Source organism: Bacillus nitroreducens, assembly GCF_964021195.1.
Genome location: NZ_CAXHYI020000003.1, coordinates 2,336,038 through 2,355,117, shown reverse-complemented (window position 1 = coordinate 2,355,117; position 19,080 = coordinate 2,336,038). Strand labels below are relative to the sequence as shown.

At 37.4% G+C, this 19,080-nt stretch carries 18 protein-coding genes; 2 read left to right on the top strand and 16 right to left on the bottom strand.

Going from position 1 to position 19,080, the window contains the following annotated elements; all coding sequences use genetic code 11:
• Nucleotides 1-289: 289 nt before the first annotated feature.
• From ACWPVE_RS15240 to ACWPVE_RS15220, 5 genes are all read right to left on the bottom strand, one after another.
• On the bottom strand, nt 290-802 hold the full coding sequence (locus ACWPVE_RS15240; RefSeq protein WP_453994739.1) for an adenine phosphoribosyltransferase: 513 nt from the start codon (nt 800-802) through the stop codon (nt 290-292).
• Nucleotides 802-3,156: a single-stranded-DNA-specific exonuclease RecJ gene (gene recJ, locus ACWPVE_RS15235; RefSeq protein WP_453994737.1), complete on the bottom strand. Its 2,355-nt coding sequence runs from the start codon at nt 3,154-3,156 to the stop codon at nt 802-804. The genes ACWPVE_RS15240 and recJ overlap by 1 nt, the downstream gene beginning before the upstream one ends.
• Before the next feature lie 88 nt (nt 3,157-3,244).
• Nucleotides 3,245-4,141 carry a cation diffusion facilitator family transporter gene (locus tag ACWPVE_RS15230; RefSeq protein WP_453994735.1) on the bottom strand — a complete coding sequence of 299 codons (897 nt, stop codon included), beginning with the start codon at nt 4,139-4,141 and terminating at the stop codon, nt 3,245-3,247.
• A 129-nt stretch (nt 4,142-4,270) separates the two neighbouring features.
• Complete coding sequence (gene secDF, locus ACWPVE_RS15225; RefSeq protein WP_453994733.1) at nt 4,271-6,517, bottom strand: protein translocase subunit SecDF; 2,247 nt, start codon at nt 6,515-6,517, stop codon at nt 4,271-4,273.
• Between the two features lie 180 nt (nt 6,518-6,697).
• The gene (locus tag ACWPVE_RS15220; RefSeq protein WP_453994731.1) at nt 6,698-7,000 is read right to left on the bottom strand and encodes a post-transcriptional regulator; all 303 of its coding nucleotides are present in this window, start codon (nt 6,998-7,000) and stop codon (nt 6,698-6,700) included.
• 119 nt (nt 7,001-7,119) lie between these two features.
• On the opposite strand from ACWPVE_RS15220, the gene spoVB reads away from it, so the two are divergent.
• Nucleotides 7,120-8,682: a stage V sporulation protein B gene (gene spoVB / locus ACWPVE_RS15215; protein WP_453994729.1), complete on the top strand. Its 1,563-nt coding sequence runs from the start codon at nt 7,120-7,122 to the stop codon at nt 8,680-8,682.
• Between the two features lie 34 nt (nt 8,683-8,716).
• Here spoVB and ACWPVE_RS15210 read toward each other — a convergent pair whose 3' ends face one another.
• The gene (locus tag ACWPVE_RS15210) at nt 8,717-9,385 is read right to left on the bottom strand and encodes a DUF421 domain-containing protein (RefSeq protein WP_453994727.1); all 669 of its coding nucleotides are present in this window, start codon (nt 9,383-9,385) and stop codon (nt 8,717-8,719) included.
• Nucleotides 9,386-9,595: 210 nt separating this feature from the next.
• Here ACWPVE_RS15210 and ACWPVE_RS15205 point away from each other — a divergent pair, with 210 nt between their 5' ends.
• Nucleotides 9,596-9,979: a TIGR04086 family membrane protein gene (locus ACWPVE_RS15205; protein ID WP_453994725.1), complete on the top strand. Its 384-nt coding sequence runs from the start codon at nt 9,596-9,598 to the stop codon at nt 9,977-9,979.
• 93 nt (nt 9,980-10,072) lie between these two features.
• Here the strand turns inward: ACWPVE_RS15205 and yajC are convergent, their stop codons facing one another.
• From yajC to pheA, 10 genes are all read right to left on the bottom strand, one after another.
• The gene (gene yajC / locus ACWPVE_RS15200) at nt 10,073-10,333 is read right to left on the bottom strand and encodes a preprotein translocase subunit YajC (RefSeq protein ID WP_453994723.1); all 261 of its coding nucleotides are present in this window, start codon (nt 10,331-10,333) and stop codon (nt 10,073-10,075) included.
• A gap of 41 nt (nt 10,334-10,374) precedes the next feature.
• Nucleotides 10,375-11,514: a tRNA guanosine(34) transglycosylase Tgt gene (tgt, locus tag ACWPVE_RS15195; protein WP_453994721.1), complete on the bottom strand. Its 1,140-nt coding sequence runs from the start codon at nt 11,512-11,514 to the stop codon at nt 10,375-10,377.
• 59 nt (nt 11,515-11,573) lie between these two features.
• Complete coding sequence (gene queA / locus ACWPVE_RS15190; protein WP_453994719.1) at nt 11,574-12,602, bottom strand: tRNA preQ1(34) S-adenosylmethionine ribosyltransferase-isomerase QueA; 1,029 nt, start codon at nt 12,600-12,602, stop codon at nt 11,574-11,576.
• Nucleotides 12,603-12,755: 153 nt separating this feature from the next.
• Nucleotides 12,756-12,938 (bottom strand): DUF2905 domain-containing protein, encoded by a 183-nt coding sequence (locus ACWPVE_RS15185; RefSeq protein ID WP_453997568.1) that lies wholly within the window; start codon nt 12,936-12,938, stop codon nt 12,756-12,758.
• A 19-nt stretch (nt 12,939-12,957) separates the two neighbouring features.
• Entirely contained in the window at nt 12,958-13,959 is a 1,002-nt protein-coding gene (ruvB, locus tag ACWPVE_RS15180) for a Holliday junction branch migration DNA helicase RuvB (RefSeq protein WP_453994717.1), read from the bottom strand.
• Between the two features lie 14 nt (nt 13,960-13,973).
• On the bottom strand, nt 13,974-14,576 hold the full coding sequence (gene ruvA, locus ACWPVE_RS15175; protein WP_453994715.1) for a Holliday junction branch migration protein RuvA: 603 nt from the start codon (nt 14,574-14,576) through the stop codon (nt 13,974-13,976).
• A gap of 111 nt (nt 14,577-14,687) precedes the next feature.
• Complete coding sequence (locus ACWPVE_RS15170) at nt 14,688-15,215, bottom strand: BofC C-terminal domain-containing protein (protein ID WP_453994713.1); 528 nt, start codon at nt 15,213-15,215, stop codon at nt 14,688-14,690.
• Between the two features lie 202 nt (nt 15,216-15,417).
• Entirely contained in the window at nt 15,418-16,293 is an 876-nt protein-coding gene (locus tag ACWPVE_RS15165; protein WP_453994711.1) for a YhcN/YlaJ family sporulation lipoprotein, read from the bottom strand.
• Nucleotides 16,294-16,480: 187 nt separating this feature from the next.
• Nucleotides 16,481-17,848 (bottom strand): SafA/ExsA family spore coat assembly protein, encoded by a 1,368-nt coding sequence (safA, locus tag ACWPVE_RS15160; RefSeq protein WP_453994709.1) that lies wholly within the window; start codon nt 17,846-17,848, stop codon nt 16,481-16,483.
• 377 nt (nt 17,849-18,225) lie between these two features.
• The gene (pheA, locus tag ACWPVE_RS15155; protein WP_453997566.1) at nt 18,226-19,071 is read right to left on the bottom strand and encodes a prephenate dehydratase; all 846 of its coding nucleotides are present in this window, start codon (nt 19,069-19,071) and stop codon (nt 18,226-18,228) included.
• Nucleotides 19,072-19,080 lie beyond the last annotated feature (9 nt).

The window sequence follows — 19,080 nt, the reverse complement described above, 5'->3', positions numbered from 1 at the left end:
ATTTTTGAATAACACAGAGAGTTTGATATTGTTACTATTATCTTGAAAATCTTGAAAGTTGTAAAGGGAAATGACAGAAATATTGCTTACAGTAGTAAAAAAACTGTAAAAGACGAGTTCCCATTAGAAATCTATTATGACTATTTACGTATACTTTATTGCTCTTTATTCGTTGACTCCCGCTTCAGGTGGAACTTTTTCTCAAATCAACTAGACTTGCAATTGGATCAAAACCAAAAATTTCTTAGAAAAGATCCTCTATTAAAAAAAGCACTCTATAAGGAGCGCTTTAAAATTGCATAAGGGTTAAGACATCATAACCGTCTAACTTCTTCCGACCATCTAAGTATGTGAGCTCAACAAGGAAAGCAATCCCTGCTACAACGCCGCCAAGCTGTTCAACCAAGTTGATTGTTGCTTCTATTGTTCCACCAGTTGCTAATAAATCATCTGTAATTAGAACTCGTTGACCTGGTTTAATAGCATCTTTATGAATTGTAAGAACATCTTTTCCATACTCTAAGCCGTACTCAACTCTAATAACTTCTCTAGGCAGTTTTCCTTCCTTTCTAACAGGAGCAAAGCCAACACCGTGAGAATATGCGACTGGACACCCAATAATGAATCCACGTGCCTCTGGTCCAACCACAAGGTCAATTTCTTTTTCCCTTGCATACTTCACAATTTGATCTGTAGCATATTTATATGCTTCGCCATTATTCATTAAAGGCGTAATATCCTTAAATTTAATTCCTGGCTTTGGATAGTCTTCAACTATTTCAATATATTGTTTTAAATCCATTATATAATTGCCTCCTCAAGCGAATGCGAGCGTTTATTAATATTATCAAACCATTGTTTTAATTGTTGATAGGATGAATATAATAATTGCTGTTCTAATTCAATTTGTTTTGCTTTTAGTTGATATGTTCTCGATTCTGTTAAGTCTCTTTTCTTGATTTGATTTGATAAGGAAATAAATCCATTTTCTATTTTAACAAAATCTAATTCAAAAAACACCTGAGACATAAACTCAATTGTTTCTTTGCGCCATCCTCTATATTTTGCTAAATCATGAGCATAGCGATTCATATCAAATGGACCTTTTTTTGCAAGAAATGCATAAAACCATTTAAAATGCTCCCTTGTCGGGATTGTACTGAAGTAATGATCCTGTTCATTAAAGAATAATGTATATATTCGATTTGGAAAACCTCGATCAAATAAAGCCTTTAATATTTTATCATCAGTTGGTAAATCGAGAAGAACAATATGCTTAGAATCAAGTTGCTGTTCTTTTGCTTCTTCCAACGTTGATATGACAGATATTTTTTGATGAGTTAAATTTAGCTTTTGGATCGTTTCATTTGAAAAAGCAATTAATTCGAGATGGTCATCGTTCATTTTTTCGAGATAGGAAGAAAAATCACGCATCCCACGAATATCAAATAATTGCCATTCATTTACAGCAAGATCTTGAAGCATGATTTGGGGCTTGCGAATATTATTCCATTCATTGATAGACAATTCACCAATAACCGATAGCTTAGATAACGGAGAGATTCCGTCACAAGCATGTCCTAATCCGAAGCCGACTCCGTCTAGGGAATTGGGATCATCTTGTAGCACAACTTTCAAATGACTTTGGTCTGCTCCGATTCGTCTGATGTTATTGATACTAACATCGTTTATTTGAACGGTCGGCTTTGGATTACCCATTCCAAATGGTGCTAGTTTGTTCATTTCTAATATAGTTTCAATTGTTATATCCTCAATCCGACAAATGGCATCAACCATTGTAATTGGTTGAAAATCCTCTGGCGTTAATACTTCATTTGCAATTGTATTAAGGCGATTTCTAAGGTCCGCTACATCGTCTACCTTTAGCGTCATTCCTGCAGCCATAGGATGCCCACCAAAATGTGGCAATATATCACGACAAGTTGATAGACTTTCATAAAGATTAAAACCTACTATACTTCTTGCGGATCCTTTCGCCAATCCTTTTTCAGAATCAATGCTTAGGACAATTGTTGGTCGGTAAAAGCGATCAACTAATCTAGATGCAACAATCCCAATAACCCCAGGATTCCAGCCTTCCTTTGCAATCACCAATACAGAATTAGCAATGGGTGGATAGTGTTCCTCTACTTCCCTGATTGCTTCCTGTGTCATTTGATTGACCAATTGCTGTCTTTCTTTATTCAGTTCGTCAATTTCTTCGGCAATAAAAGCTGCCTCTTCACGGTCGTTTGTTAATAATAAATCAACCGCAGGGTCTGCTGATTGCAAGCGACCTACCGCATTAATTCTTGGACCAATTGCAAAACCGACTGTTTCCTCTGAGATATCATTCGATTCGATTTTCGCCTTCTTCAATAAGGCTTGTAAACCTGGTCGCTGTGTATGTTGTAAAGCCTGAATTCCCTTTTTGGCAATCAGACGATTTTCCCCATGTAAAGGTACTAAATCGGCAATTGTCCCAATAACAGCCACATCCAATAAATCTAACGGTACTTTACCAAGTAACGCATGAGCCACTTTAAAAGCAACTCCAACCCCAGCCAATTCTTTGAAGGGATAATGACTGTTTGGGATTTTCGGATGAATAATAGCTGTTGCAACAGGTAACTCTGGACCAACCTCATGATGATCTGTAATGATTAAATCGATACCTAACTCTTTTGCGACTTCTGCTTCATGTAGGGCTGAAATCCCTGTATCTACTGTAATAATTAGAGAAAACCCTTCTGATTTTGCCCAACGAAACGCCGCTTCATTTGGACCATAACCTTCTGTAAATCGATTTGGTATATAAAAATCAACATTAGCCCCTTTTTCTTTTAAGGCCGTGACCATAATAGTTGTACTGCTAACACCGTCAGCATCATAATCACCAAAAACTAAAATTTGTTCTCCATTCTCGATTGCTGTTGTTATACGTTCAATGGCGGTAGCCATTTGATTAAGTAAAAATGGATCATGAAACTCAAGGTGTTCTGGTTCTAAAAATTCACGTGCTAATTCAACGGTTGTAAGCCCTCTACTCACTAGCAGGGAAGCTACTAGAGGTGTAACCTGCAGCTCTTCCACTAGTAGATTTGCTGCTATCTTGTTGTATTCATTTACTTTCCAACGTGTTTTAGATTGTAACAAATAGATTCACCCCTTAACCACACTATTATACCGGTGCAAATCTTGCGTTACAATGATTGACATTTAAGATTCTTTTTGTGTCAGTTTTTCAATCATCATCTGAATAAGGATTAATATGAATAAAAACATTTTGAACTTGCGGAAATTCCATCAACTTCGCCTTTACCCTTTTCCCTACCCTATGTCCTTCTTCTACAGTCATATAGGGATCAACTGAGATTTTAAGATCCACAATCACATAATGCCCATGTTCACGTGCGTGAAGCTCTGTGATCTTCATAACTTCTGGAACAGTCAATACCGTCTCCCGAAATTCAGTTGTGTCTTCATCGTGTAAAACATGATCCAATGTATTATGTATCGCTTCCGTTCCAAATTCCCAAGCCATTTTCAATATTAAGACCGCTACAACTAAGCCCGCTACAGGGTCAGCATATACGAGCCAATCAATACCGAGATATCCTCCAAGAATAGCTCCTACAATTCCTACTAAGGTTGCAAGTGATGCAAATACATCAGATCGATCATCATATGCATTTATAATGAGGGCATCGCTATTTATCTTTTTACCAAGATTATATTTATAACGAAACATGATTTCTTTAATAATAATAGAAAATAACACCGCATAGATGGCGATTGATTTTGGAACATCGATCGGCTTAAAAAATGCTTCTATTGATGCTTGACCAATTTCAAATCCAACTAGCGCTAGCAGGACTGCCACGATGATAGCAGAGACAGATTCAGCCTTGCCATGACCATAAGGATGATCCTCATCTGGTGGTCTTTTTGCAGCTTTCACTCCAACGAATACAGCGATTGAACCCGCTACATCTGAGGCAGAGTGGACTGCGTCGGCAATAAGTGCACGGCTATTCGCCTGTACCCCAACCACCCATTTAATAATAGCCAATATGATATTCCCCACAACTCCAATGATTATCGCTTTTTCTGCTTGTTTAAAGCGGTCATTCTTTTGCAAAAAATCCTCATCCTCCCCTTGTAAGTTTGAGAATACGTAACGAACATGATTTTTAGTGTATCCAAAAACAATCATAACTCATCAAGATAAAATGAGAAAAAGTCGTGAAAAAATCACGACTCTTTACGTTTAAACTTGTGGTTCTGCTTCTGTCTTTGTAGAACGTTTTTTCGTTAATTGCTTTGTTTTCCAAACTAAATATAACTGTGCGGCTATAAAGAGAGATGAATACATACCAGCAACTAACCCAATCGTTAAAGCAAATGAGAAGTTCGTAATAGCTTGTCCACCTAATACCATTAATGCAACACTTGTGAAGATAACAGTTATCGCAGTGTTAATTGAACGACCTAATGTCTGTCTTAAACCAGCGTTTACAACACTTGCAATATCTTCGTATGCTTTAATACGCTTTTTCTTCTTATATAGTTCACGAATTCTATCGAAAGTAACGATTGTATCATTAATGGAATAACCGATTATCGTTAAGATGGCTGCAATAAATGTAACATCCACCTCTAAACGAGTAACACTAAAGACTACTATCATAAAGAATGCATCATGGAAAAGTGCTACTACAGCCGCTAATCCCATTAACCACTCAAACCTGAATGCAACATAGATTATTATACCAACCATTGCAATTAAGCTAGCAATAAAGGCGTTCCGAGCAAGTTCTTTCCCAACTGTTGGTGAAACTGTACTTACATTCGGATCAGCACCGTATTTCTCATTGAAATGAACTTTTATATCGTTAACCTGATCTTTTGATAGGTCCTCATCAAACCTCGCAACACCGATATCATTATTATCTCCAGAAATAATAATTTCTTTTGCCTCTAAGTTGAGCTTACTAATTTCATCTGTGAACTCTTCTTGAGTTATCGGTTGGTCTGCTAGTACTTCAAGACGTGTTCCCGAGACAAAATCAATGCCAAGATTTAATTTAAAAATAACGAGTATGGCGATACCTGCGATAACCATTGTTCCTGATGCAATGAAGAATTTATTCTTATGCTTTGCAAAGTCAAAACGGTCAAATCGAGTAGGATAATTCCCTTCTTCATCAGCATCAGCTAAATTGCGGATTTCACTTTGTTTGACACCAAACCAACCTGGCTTCTTGTTCAAGAACTTACTATTTACCCATAATCCCAATAACAGTCTGCTACCATAAACCGCAGTTAAGAAGCTTAGTAAAATACTTACGATTAACATAGTTGCAAAACCTTTTACAGCACTTGTACCAAATATAAATAAGACCGTACCAGCTAAAATTGTAGTGATATTCGCATCAAATATAGTTAGTAAGGAGTTTTTAGTACCTGCACGATAGGCTGATAAAATTGATTTACCAGACCTGATTTCTTCTTTTATTCGTTCATAGGTAATAATATTTGCATCAACCGCCATACCTACTCCAAGGATTAAAGCAGCAATACCTGGTAAGGTGAGGACCGCATTCATCCAATCAAATACAAGTAAGTTCAAATAAACAAAAACACTTAATGTAATGGACGCAATTAATCCTGGGAAACGGTAAAAAACAAGCATAAATAGTAGAACTAATGCGATCCCGATTGCCCCTGCGAACACGGTCTTATTGAGAGCTTGTTCACCAAATTTGGCTCCCACCGAGGTGGAGTAAATCTCTTCTAAATCAACAGGAAGTGCACCTGCGTTTAATAGGGAAGCTAGTTCCTTAGCAGACTCAACTGTAAAGTTATCACCTTCAATTGAAACTGATTTTGAGTTAAACACTTGATTAACACTTGCAGCAGATAAGAACTTTGGATTCGGCTTCTGTCTTTCAGCCTCAAATGAATCTACACCTTCTTCAAAGTCTAACCAGATGACCATTAAATTGTTAGGTGCTTGATCAACGACTTTTTGAGTAGCATTTTTTAAGTCCTCTGGATTTTGAACAGTTAAAGATACGGCTGGCCTTCCCAATTCATCAAAGGCCTGACTAGCACCGTTTTGCGCTAATTGAGAGCCGTCAAGCAATACGTTGTCATTTACATCTCTGAAGGTTAGCTTCGCTTGGGTTGATAATATTTCCCGTACCTTTTCCTGGTCTTCTACACCCGCTAACTGGACACGTACGCGATCTGTCCCTTCAATTTGGATATTAGGTTCATTAACCCCTAATACATTTACACGGTTGTTTAAAGCGTTTACCGTACTTACTAACGCTTCTCTATCAATAACATCGCCTTCTTTTGCAGGTTTTACCTCGTAGAGGATTTCAAACCCGCCTTGAAGGTCGAGTCCTAACTTTATATTTTTTGCAGTATCTGTTCCAGTAAACCCAATTAAACCACCAAAGAGTAATACTAGTACAAAAAATACCACGATGCGGCCTTTTTTAACCATAAGTATGTATATCCTCCTTTATATAAGAAAAGCGCAATGAGCGCCAGAAGCCTTTACTCATTTAAGAAAACATGAGCCTGTCCAATGGCCCTCCTAACAATTATGAAACAATAGGAATTTCATGTCAATCACAGCTTTTTGTGTATTTTCACGCCACATCCAACTATTTATCCAAGCAGATTATAGTAATTTTTCAAGTACATCTTTTCCTTCACCTTCGAACCAATTGGGTGCTTTAAAGGCTTCCACTGTTGCATAGTTCATGTAATCTCCAACTTTAATACTTAAAATATCACTAACTATTTGGTATAACAGCTTTTCTTCCTTTTCTTTTCTCCATGTTTTACTTTTCAGAAAATCCCATAACTCTTCCTCTTTCACACTGTCATATCCATACAGTTCAAATTCTTCCAGCTTACTTTTTAAAAATGGACGAACTTTTTCGCGATACTTGTCATACATATGAATCTCTACTTGGCCCATTTGTCATCTCTCCCGTTATTTCACTAAAACTCATGAATACTTGTCATGCTTGGCCACCTACCAAGCATATAGTTAATTGTAAATGATATCACCTTTTTTGAGAAGGTAGGGAAAATGAATTGTCAAAGCAAACATTCCTTAAAGGAACTTTAATTTTAATTATTGCTGGACTTATTACAAGAATATTAGGATTTATTAATAGAATTGTTGTCGCACGCCTTATTGGAGAAGAAGGCGTAGGGCTCTATATGATGGCAATTCCTACTTTTGTTCTCACCATTACTTTAACTCAGATGGGTTTGCCTGTTGCCATATCAAAATTGGTAGCTGAAGCGGAAGCACAAGGAGACAGAAGAAAGATAAAAAAAATCTTAGTTGTTTCTCTATCCATTACTGGAACACTTAGTATTATCTTTACACCTTTGATGATTTTTCTTGCTCCTTTATTATCTGAAACATTACTGACTGACCAAAGAACGTATTATCCTTTATTAGCCATTTCTCCAATTGTACCAATTGTAGCCATTTCATCTGTATTACGTGGTTACTTCCAAGGCCGACAAAATATGAAACCACCTGCCTACTCACAGGTGATCGAACAGGTCGTCAGGATTACATTAGTTTATGTATTTACGAAAGCATTTTTACCTTATGGCATTGAATATGCCGCAGCTGGTGCGATGCTATCAGCTGTTGTCGGAGAATTAATGTCGCTCATTTATTTATTTTTGATGTTTAAAATGAAAAAACGTATCCGCATTCGGAAAAACTTCTTCAAGTCTGCTAGGAACGGAAAAGATACGTTTAATGATCTGACCCGTATAGCTGTTCCTACATTGGGTAGTAGATTAATTGGTTCAATATCATGGTTTTTGGAACCGATTGTTGTGGCTCAAAGTCTGGCCATCGCAGGTGTAGTCACCCATATGGCGACAAGGCAATATGGAGAATTGACTGGTTTTGCTTTACCACTTCTTATGCTACCATCGTTTATTACGACCTCACTTTCCACTGCACTTGTTCCTTATATAAGTGAGGCAGCAGCAAAAAAACAATCCTTATTAATCGAATACCGACTAAAACAAGCTTTACGTTTATCTCTTGTTTCTGGCGGCTTATCTATTGTCGTATTATATGTATTTGCCTCACCAGTAATGGAGCTTATGTACGGAAATAGTAATTCGGCCATTTATATAAAGGTAATGGCACCATTTTTTATCTTTTATTATTTTCAAGGTCCGCTTCAAGCAACACTACAAGCACTTGATTTAGCGAAAGCAGCAATGATCAATAGCTTTATTGGAAATGCGATCAAAACTGCCGCCATTTTTATCCTTGCGACACGGCCTTCTCTAGGTATTATGGGAGCAGCTCTTGCAATTGTCATTGGGATGATGCTCGTTACATTGCTCCATTTTTCGACGATTGTAAAGGCAATCTCGTATAGTTTTTATATTAAGGACTACCTTAAGAGTGGTGTCACGATGGTACTGTCTGGGATTTGTGGTCATTACTTCTATCAAATGTTCTTCGTGGATCAATCCCTAGGAGTTAGAACACTTGCTGCAATTGGTGTAACATCGGTTATCTATGTAATTTTCCTATTTCTATTTAAACTTCTTACGAAAGAAGAAGTAAGAAGGATACCGATTATTGGAACAAAGTTAGCGTCCCTTCTGTAATATTTGCCATGCTTAAAAAGGTAACCATGTCTGGTTACCTTTTCTCGTCCATAATATCTACATGTATTTTTCCTTCATGATACCCACAATACGAGATGTTTTTAACATGATGATGCCCTAGCTTCTTCAATTCAGAACGCAACCAGAATTCTGTCTTATTAATTTGTTTTAAATGTTCTTGTTGAACTTCTCCATCAAGGACTAACGGTAAATCAATCGAATAATCTGTGGGCATTTCCTTTGATTGATTTTGATCTTTTGCTAAAACGGATAGTTCACCAGAGGGCTCTAAGATAGCAAATTCAACATCAGCAAGGTTTTTCACACTTTTTTCACGGAGTTGCATGAGCAAATCATCGAGATTATATCGCTGCTTTCTCATCGCATGTTCGTCTATCTTCCCTTTATTAATTATAACAGTTGGGCGTCCATCGATAATTTCCCTAAGTTTTTTACTTTTTAATGATAGAAGAGCGAGCATATATTGGATTCCCATAAGTAAAACCATTGGAATAACCGAGTGTAAGATGGGGTCCTTTGTACTTTCGATGCCTATGACAGCCATTTCTGCAATCATCAACGATACAATTAAATCCAAAAGGCTTAACTCTCCAATTTCTCGCTTACCCATCAACCTAAATATTGACCAAAGAATCACATAAAGTAGAATTGTCCTTCCTACGATTATTAAATATTCCTCCAAACCGATAGCCCCTCCTTTCCATATCCCCTCATGTGTAATTTCAAACATTTCTCAACTTAGTTTGTGCAGTTCTATATAAAACATGATTTAAGGGATTTCAGTACAAAAAAGTAGGCCATGAAAAGTTTGTACTTTTTATTCTAAATTAATTGGGACATGAATATGCTCGTACTAAGGGTTACGTTCATTAAATAGAGGGGGAGAATCTATATGAGAAAATTAGGGGTTGCAATGGTTTATGGGGTTGTCGCCATTTTTTTGATTGTCATTGTTTCTAGCTTACTTATTTCATTATTACTTAAATTCACATCTCTACAGGAATCTTCTATTTCCTGGGTTATATTAGGCGCTTCTTTCCTTGCTCTTTTCGTAGGCGGTTTTGTTTCAGGAGGAAAGGGAAAAGAAAAAGGCTGGTTAATTGGTGGGGGTACTGGTCTTTTGTATTCCATGATTGTATTTCTTGTTCAATTTTTAGGATACGATGCTTCTTTTACTGCAGAACAAATCATGTATCATGCTGGCTTTTTGGCTGCAGCGATAATTGGAGGAATTTTCGGGGTAAATATGACAACTCCTTCAAGAAGAGAAGCTTAAGTTTGATTAGTTTATAGAAGTTCTTACATTAATTCCAATGGATTTCATACACTAAAAAAAGAGCGTGAACTACGCTCTTTTTTTACTACCTTATTAATCCTTGATAACATCACGCACGGCTTGTCTGTCGTATGTAAGATTCGCATTACCACATTTAATAATGATCTTGTTCTCATCAAGTGAATCGATGATACCGTGTAGGCCACCAACTGTTACAACCTTGTCCCCTTTTTGAAGATTAGATTGCATTTGAAGTGTAGCTTTTTGACGTTTTTGTTGCGGACGAATTAATAAAAAATAGAAAATCGCAAACATAAGAATCAAAGGACCAACTGTTCCTAAAATACCTTCCATTCATTTCACCTCCCGTTCATTTCTCTTTTAACATGTCTTTATTAGAAATTTTTTGCATTTGGTTTATTAAAACCATACTGCTCAAAAAATTCTTCACGGAAGTCACCAAGACGATCTTCTCGAATCGCTTGTCTGACTTGCTCCATTAATTTTAACAGAAAATGCAGATTATGATAAGTAGTAAGTCTGATTCCAAATGTTTCACTTGTTTTAATTAAATGTCTAATATAGGCACGGCTATAATTTTTACAAGTATAACAATCACAATTTTCATCTAGTGGTCGGAAATCACGTGCATATTCCGCATTTTTGACCACTAATCTTCCCTTACTTGTCATCAAGGTACCATTACGAGCGATTCTAGTCGGAAGAACACAGTCAAACATATCGACTCCACGGATTGATCCATCAATGAGTGAATCAGGTGAACCAACCCCCATTAAATACCTAGGCTTATCAGTTGGCAGGAGTGGCGTTGTAAACTCTAGAACTCGGTTCATCACGTCTTTAGGTTCACCAACAGATAGTCCGCCAATTGCATATCCAGGAAAATCCATGGATACTAAATCTCTTGCACTCTGTTTGCGAAGCTCTTCATATTCTCCACCCTGAACAATGCCAAATAGTCCTTGATCATGTGGACGGCTATGCGCCTCTAAACATCTTTCAGCCCAACGGCTTGTCCGCTCCACCGACTTTTTCATGTATTCAAATGTAGCTGGATATGGAGGACATTCATCAAAAGCCATCATGATATCGGATCCTAGCGCATTTTGAATTTCCATTGCTTTTTCAGGTGACAAAAATAACTTTTCTCCATTTAAATGATTTCGAAAGTGAACGCCTTCTTCCTTGATTTCCCTAAATTCACTTAAGCTAAATACTTGGAATCCACCTGAATCTGTAAGGATTGCCCTGTCCCAATTCATGAATTTATGGAGGCCACCTGCCTCTCTTATGATTTCATGACCAGGTCGTAACCAAAGATGATACGTATTGCTTAAAATAATGCCAGAGCCCATCTCCTTGAGGTCTTCTGGTGACATTGTTTTGACTGTTGCAAGGGTTCCAACTGGCATGAATGCAGGTGTTTCAAAGGATCCGTGTGGTGTATGCACGATTCCAAGTCTTGCACCTGTCTGCTTACAAGTTTTAATATGTTCGTATCTAATAGGTGTCACTTATAGATGTCTCCTTTTTCGTGGGTGGTTAGTTTCATACACCCAATTTTTAAGAGTTTTTATTTAATGAGCATTGCGTCACCGAAACTAAAGAAACGGTAACGTTCTTTGACTGCCTCGTTATAAGCACGAAGAATATTCTCACGTCCTGCTAATGCACTTACTAACATAATCAATGTTGATTTTGGAAGATGGAAATTTGTAATAAGACCATCGATCGCCTCATATTCATATCCTGGATAAATAAAAATATTTGTCCATCCACTTGATTCTACAAATGTACCATTGTTCTTTTTCACAATGGTTTCAAGAGTTCTTGTAGAAGTAGTGCCGACAGAAAAGATCCTTCCACCGTTTGCTTTTACAGCGTTTAACAAATTAGCTGTTTCATCACTCATCTGATAAAATTCCGAATGCATATCATGGCCTTCAATGGTATCGGAACTTACAGGGCGAAAAGTTCCCAATCCAACGTGCAATGTAATAAACGCTATATGTATACCTTTGTTCCGGATCTCTTCAAGCAGTTCTTCTGTAAAATGAAGGCCAGCAGTAGGTGCTGCAGCAGACCCCCGATGCTTGGCATATACAGTTTGGTAGCGTTCTTTATCATCTAGTTGTTCATGAATATAGGGTGGTAGTGGCATTTCGCCTAACGTATCCAACACTTCATAAAAAATTCCTTCATAGTGAAAATCCAGCATTCTTCCACCATGATCACCTATCGCACTACACGTTGCTTTTAAGCGTCCATCACCGAAGGTTAATACGGTCCCTTCTTTCACTCTTTTTGCAGGCTTTACCAATGTTTCCCATGTATCCCCGTCTTTCTGTTTTAAAAGAAGCACTTCTACTTTAGCTCCTGTATCAGCTTTAACTCCGTATAGACGAGCTGGCAACACACGTGTATCATTTAAAACAATACAATCTCCCTCATGGAGATAGTTAAGGATAGAGCGAAAATGGGTATGTGTCAATTCACCAGTTTTTTTATCAACTACCATTAGTCTTGATGACTCCCTATCCTCCAATGGAGTTTGAGCAATCAATTCTTCTGGTAAATCAAAATCAAATAAATCTACTTTCATATTTTTCACCTTATTTCTATATCAAATGCGCCTCGGTATAGTCTCACAAATGATTGGTCATTTATAATTGGCTACCAAGGCATGGTGTTATTTCGGAGCAAAAGCCTTAAACGACATTCATTCAAAATGCGCACTCTTTGAATGTAGTTAAGTCTACCGAAACCGGCCAAACACATAAAAGATTAAGGATAAAACAACGCTAATTATAATAGATGTTACAATCGGAAAATAAAAGGTCGTATTTCCCTTTTTCACTACTATATCACCAGGAAGTTTCCCGATAAAATGCATGAAAAAACCAACAACTAACAGTAAAGCTCCCATTATCATTAGCATTTTTCCCACGATTCATTACCTACTCCTTTGGAATTTCAATTTGAAAATGCCGATAAACAAGATCCGTTACAATTCTCCCCCTAGGGGTTCGCTGTAAAAAGCCAATTTGAAGTAAATATGGCTCATATACATCTTCAATTGTATGTGCTTCTTCACCTATTGTGGCTGCAATCGTCTCAAGTCCAACTGGACCACCACGAAACTTCTCAATGATTCCCTTAAGTAATTTATGGTCAATATGGTCGAGTCCTAAACGGTCAACCTGTAGCAATTCTAACGCTTCGTCTGCCATTTCTGTCGTGATTGTACCATTTCCACGTACCTGTGCGAAGTCCCTTACTCTTCTTAATAAACGGTTGGCGATCCTCGGGGTTCCTCTTGACCGTCTGGCTATTTCATTTGCAGCTTTTTCAGCAATTTCTACATCTAATAATTCTGCTGTTCTTGTTACAATATTCGCCAACTGACTTTCATTATAGTATTCTAGGCGACTGAGGACCCCGAATCTATCCCTTAGAGGTGCTGAAAGCGAACCAGCACGAGTCGTCGCACCAACTAGAGTGAATGGTGGGAGGTCAAGGCGTACTGAACGTGCTCCCTCTCCTTTGCCAATAACAATATCCAAACAAAAATCCTCCATTGCTGGGTATAAAACCTCCTCAATGGAGCGCTGTAAGCGATGAATCTCATCAATAAAAAGGACATCACCTGGTTCTAGTGCTGTCAAAATAGCCGCCAAATCACCAGGCCTTTCAATCGCTGGTCCAGAGGTTGTACGAATATTCACGCCCATTTCATTTGCAATGATTGTAGCAAGTGTTGTTTTCCCAAGTCCTGGAGGTCCATATAAAAGAACATGGTCTAAGGTCTCTTGTCTCATCTTGGCTGCTTCTATAAAAATAGATAAATTGGATTTGACCTTATCCTGTCCAATGTATTGTAATAAAGTTTGCGGTCTAAGGCTCTGCTCGATTGCTGACTCTTCGTACATAGCACTACCTGAAACGATTCTGTCCTCCATTCAGAGCATCCCCCTTATTTTAATAGTCTTTGTAAAGCTTTTTTAATATATTGATCTGTTGTTAATTGATCTTTTCTTAATTCAGGCAATACTTTATTAATTTCTCTTTCTGCATAGCCTAGCACTTTAAGTGCCTCAACTGCTTCATCAAGTTCTGAGTAGCTAGAACTGCTATCAAGTTCATCATCATTAGAAAATAAATCAGGATGTAACGATGGTATAAGGTCATGGAGTTTCCCTTTTAAATCTAGGATGATTTGACGTGCTGTCTTTTTACCCACTCCAGGGAACTTTATTAGAAATTTCTCGTCTTCATTTTCGATAGCACGAATGACTTGCTCTGGTTCTCCTGAAGCTAGAATTGCAAGCCCACCTTTTGGACCGATCCCAGTAACACTGATCAATTTCAAAAACAACGCTCGTTCGTCACGTGTTTTAAAGCCATAGAGAGCTACTAAATCTTCTCTTACATGCTGATATGTAAAAACGGTAACTTGTTCTTTTTTTGTAAAAACAAAAGGATTCGGGGTATAGATTTGATAACCCATTCCATTATTTTCAATCACAACATATTCAGGATTTATGTAGTCAACCGTCCCTTTAATAAATTCAATCAAACTTCTTCTCTCCCATTCTTTGCTGTACCCCATTTTATCATATTCGACAGTAAAAGACTAAAATAAAATAGAGACTAGGAAAGTTCCTAGTCTCTTTAAAAAATTTACTTTTCAGGGAGAAGATGTATAGGTTTTATAGGTTTCAATTACATTTATATATTCGTCCTTCGTACCAATCTTAATTCCTTTTTTTAATAAATCATGCTGATAGCTTTCGAGCTTTTCTGTGTCGATTTGAAAAAATGATTGGATCACCCTATCGGATTCATTAGGTTTCCCATTAAAAATTGATAAAATTCCATCTTCCGTTAAGCCAAAATAGCCATTAGTTTTGAGTAATGGTGAAATATCATCTATATGTTGTTGAAAGACAACCTGGTCCTCATCTTGATGGACTAAACTCCAATCCTCATAATATGCCCAAAAATCTTCCATAGAGAGAATTGTTTCTTTAACGATTTCTTCGCTAACCTCTCCATCTACATAAACACGTTCCAGAATCACTGTCATTTCTAATGGTCCATTGACCTCTTGTACTCCTTCATTTTTTTCTTCTGATAATTCTGCGCCAATTCCTGAAAAGCTAGGTAATATAAAGACAACCGCTAAACAAATGATTACTTTTACGAATGTTCTCATTTGGCATCACCTCTTACAATTAGTTGCCAACAATTTATATTTTTATGACACAAGCGCCCTACACAATTAGTGTGACCATATTTAACAAGATTATCCAATCAAATTTTGGGGCTTTCATTCAAGCATCCTCAATCACAAGTATGCCCAAATTCTTAAAAATAAAAAAAGATGCCCAAAAAAGGACATCTAACATGGCTGGTTATTAACCCCGATTATTCGTAAATGGTTCTTTAATTGTATTTCCTATATTGTCAAAGAGATCTTTAATGTCGGCATCAATGGTCTCTCGTTTATTCCCATTTCGAATATTATTATCTATATTGCGTACACGAGTAAATGTACCCTCATCTGTTACTACATTGATATTACGATTACCCACTAATGGCTGAATTGCATTTTTTACCTCATTTTGAATATTATTACGATTATTATTATCGTTTGTATCAACCGCAACTAAAACATTATCGTCTGTTACAATTACACGTGCATCCTCAACGTTTTTTACCTTAGAAGCACGTTTGGAAATCTTTCGGACTAAATGCCCATTGTCATTATAATAGCCATATGGGCGTACTTGATTGTCATTATTATGATTTTTACCGTTTATATGACCGTGATAGTTACGATCTGAGTGTCCATGGCCATTATCTTGTATAGTTTTTGGATTTCCATCATTATAAGGGTTAACGGTTCGACCATTACGTTGATTCATAATCCCATTTCTGCGTTGTTCATCACGATAATTCATAATCCCTGAACGGTTTTTTCTCGCTTTTTCATCGTTTAAAACGCTAGTTCTATTATTTTTATTGTCCGTTGTACCAGTACGGTTATTCTTTCTGTTGTTGTTACCAGTAATGTCCATTATCTCTGTTAATGGACCGTCATTGTCGCGAACGCGATATCCATTGCGTTCATTATTGTTATTGTCACGTTCATTCTCATTGGAATAGTAACCGAACGGTCTAGCACGATCATCGTAGTCCCTATCAGGAGCTGCGCCTTGATCAGTATTACAAGCTGTTAATCCACCTAACAATAATGCTGCAGTTGAAAAAGTGTAAAGTATTTTCCTCAAAACAATAACCCCCTTTGACCATTTGAACATAAAATATATGTTCACTTTTTAGCTTGGCTAAATCAAAGGGGATTATATCTGTAAGATATTTGCAGGTCATAACATTTTCAAACATTTTTTATAAGATAGTGGTAAAAAATAAAAGGACGAAATAGTAATTCGCCCTTGCAATTTAACTTATATAAATTTAGTCGTCTAAATCATCTTCTACTTCTGGCATGTTAAACATTGGGGTTGGTCTCATTTGTGGATTTGGATATCCACCTTGGAACGGCATTTGTGGATTAAATTGTCCTGAAAAACCTTGTTGTCCCATTGGGAATCCCTGTTGTGGGAAATGGCCTAAAAACGTTGGCTTTGGTCCACCACAACCACAATCTTTTTTATTATAAAATTGTCCTAGTGTTTGCGGATTATTCATTGGTGCTGGAAATCCAGGATTAACAAACGGGTTGTTACCCATTGCTGGACTAACCAGCTGTGGTGCGCCTGCCATCGGCATACCAGGTCCAAATCCAACTGGTCCTGGTCCAGGGAAACCTCCATTAAAGCCATATCCAGGCATTACAGGAGTTATTGGCACACAGTTGCCCATCGGCATTAGCGGCGCCTGCATTGGTGCCATTTGTGGCATTTGCTGCATTTCAGGTTGATCATCTAACTCATCTTCTACACCTGCCACCATTTGTGGCATCTGTTGCATTTGTGCCTGCATGATATTGAAATTGTTAATATCAATTTCAAACGGATGTGGCTGTGGCGGCATTTGAGTCATTTGAGGAGCAATATACTCTTCTTTTACCTCTTCTTTTTCACCCTCTACTCGCCCAAAACCACCCATTTGGTTAAATGGCCCTGGTTGTGGTGGAAAACCTCCCTGGTATCCTCCTGGAACATAATTAAAACCATAACCAGGCATTACAGGTGTCACTGGCACACAATAATTATTAAACATAGCTGGTTGCATTGGCATTTGCGGCATCTGTGGTTGCATTTGAGGCATGACCTCTTCAAAATCCTCCTCAGGTCCTAAATCTTCTACGTCTGGTTCCATCATTCCAGGAAGTACATTAGTTGGTGCTGTTGGCATTTGTGCTTGCATGATATTGTAATTATTAATATCAATTTCAAATGGTTGATATTGTGGCATCTGTGGCATCTGCGGCATAACTGGTAGTTGCGGCATTACTGGCATTTGTGGAATATAAGGACCCGTTTCTACTCCCTTAACCTCTTCTTCAACTTCGTCTTCCAAATCCAATACAGGAAATGGCTTTGGAGTTATATCAGCAAACGGATGCTGAATTTGTTCTTCCTTTTTAGGAGTAGGTTTGATTTGTGTTTCTTTCATTTGTGCTTCTTTTTTGGCCCCACCAATTTGTGCTTCTTTTTTTACATGAACAGTACCAGTTGGTACTTTCACTTTCATCCCTGGCATAAGCATATCTGGATTACTTAACTGAGTATTGACAGCTTTTAGTTCTTGAAAGTCGACCCCATACTTCTTTGCAATTTCCCATAATGTGTCGCCTTTTTGAACAATATGGATTTTCACGCGATTTTCGCCTCCTATACATAAGTCAATACATACTATGTCAATCTAGGCAAATTGCCACTATTTCTCATCACAACTTATGCATAGGCTTCACAATTTATGTGTAAGATGAAACCCAGAAGTTAAATAAAATTAAAAAACTCGACAATATGCCGAGCCTAAAATAAAATAATATTTCCTTTTGTGGAGCTGTTTTTCATCCTTACTGATGGTTAGTTGACCTCCACACAAAGTAAATATATAGATATTGCACCATGGACGTGGAGTTCTTACTCTTTGTTTTCGTGTACTTTGCAGGGAGTTAAACTCCCAAGTCTCTTCATTTGAATCTTATAATCTTTTGAAGTAGATACTGCCTGTAAAAAATGGGACAATAATTAAATATGATAATAAGGATAACTTCCTAATAGTGTAACGCCACTGCCCAATGCCTCTAATTCAGCTATCGCACTGGGTATTAGGATGTCATCCATTTTTTGTTCAATATCGATTAAGAAGAAATAATTCCCTAAGCCGGTTTTCATTGGTCTTGATTCAATTTTAGATAAGTTAAGTTTTCTCCAAGCAAATACTGACAATACTTGATGCAGTGCCCCTGCTTGGTCAGAAGGTAATGTAACCATTAAGGTTGTTTTATTTCCTGTATTTTTCTTAGGAATATCGATTTCTAGCATTTCTTTATGTAGGACTACAAATCGAGTATGGTTATTGTCAAAATCGTGAATATCTTGCTTGACAATCGTTAATCCGTACTCCTTTGCTGCAATAGAATTTGCAATTGCTGCCACGTTTTCGTCTGGGTGTTCGCTTACAAACTTCGCAGCTGCCCCAGTTGAACTTGTTTCTATAGGCTGTATAGTTGAAAAGCTTTTATATAAGAATTTATGGCATTGAGCTATAGCATGAGGGTGAGAATAAATACCTTTTACCTCTTCCCAATGATTTGTGTTGTTGGGATGTACCATTAAATGTTGTTTAATGGGAATGATAACTTCCCCAACAATTTTCAATTGCTTTTCATGTATTAAGTAATCAATTGTTAAATTAACTGTTCCTTCGATTGTATTTTCAATAGGAACAACAGCAACATCAACTTCGCCATTTTCTACTGCATCAATACATGCAGGGATTGTTCGATATGGCTTGCTCTCTTTATCTGGAAATAATGCAGCAACTGCTTGTGCAGTGAAGGTTGCATTTGGTCCCAGATATCCTATATTCATAATGTTCAT

Excerpts from the sequence above, each read along its gene's own strand:
- ACWPVE_RS15240 (WP_453994739.1), bottom strand. The coding sequence starts at position 802 with ATGGATTTAAAACAATATATTGAAATAGTTGAAGACTATCCAAAGCCA.
- secDF (WP_453994733.1), bottom strand. The coding sequence starts at position 6,517 with ATGGTTAAAAAAGGCCGCATCGTGGTATTTTTTGTACTAGTATTACTC.
- ACWPVE_RS15220 (WP_453994731.1), bottom strand. The coding sequence starts at position 7,000 with ATGGGCCAAGTAGAGATTCATATGTATGACAAGTATCGCGAAAAAGTT.
- ACWPVE_RS15205 (WP_453994725.1), top strand. The coding sequence starts at position 9,596 with ATGAGAAAATTAGGGGTTGCAATGGTTTATGGGGTTGTCGCCATTTTT.
- yajC (WP_453994723.1), bottom strand. The coding sequence starts at position 10,333 with ATGGAAGGTATTTTAGGAACAGTTGGTCCTTTGATTCTTATGTTTGCG.
- queA (WP_453994719.1), bottom strand. The coding sequence starts at position 12,602 with ATGAAAGTAGATTTATTTGATTTTGATTTACCAGAAGAATTGATTGCT.
- ACWPVE_RS15185 (WP_453997568.1), bottom strand. The coding sequence starts at position 12,938 with ATGCTAATGATAATGGGAGCTTTACTGTTAGTTGTTGGTTTTTTCATG.
- ruvB (WP_453994717.1), bottom strand. The coding sequence starts at position 13,959 with ATGGAGGACAGAATCGTTTCAGGTAGTGCTATGTACGAAGAGTCAGCA.
- ACWPVE_RS15170 (WP_453994713.1), bottom strand. The coding sequence starts at position 15,215 with ATGAGAACATTCGTAAAAGTAATCATTTGTTTAGCGGTTGTCTTTATA.
- pheA (WP_453997566.1), bottom strand. The coding sequence starts at position 19,071 with ATGAATATAGGATATCTGGGACCAAATGCAACCTTCACTGCACAAGCA.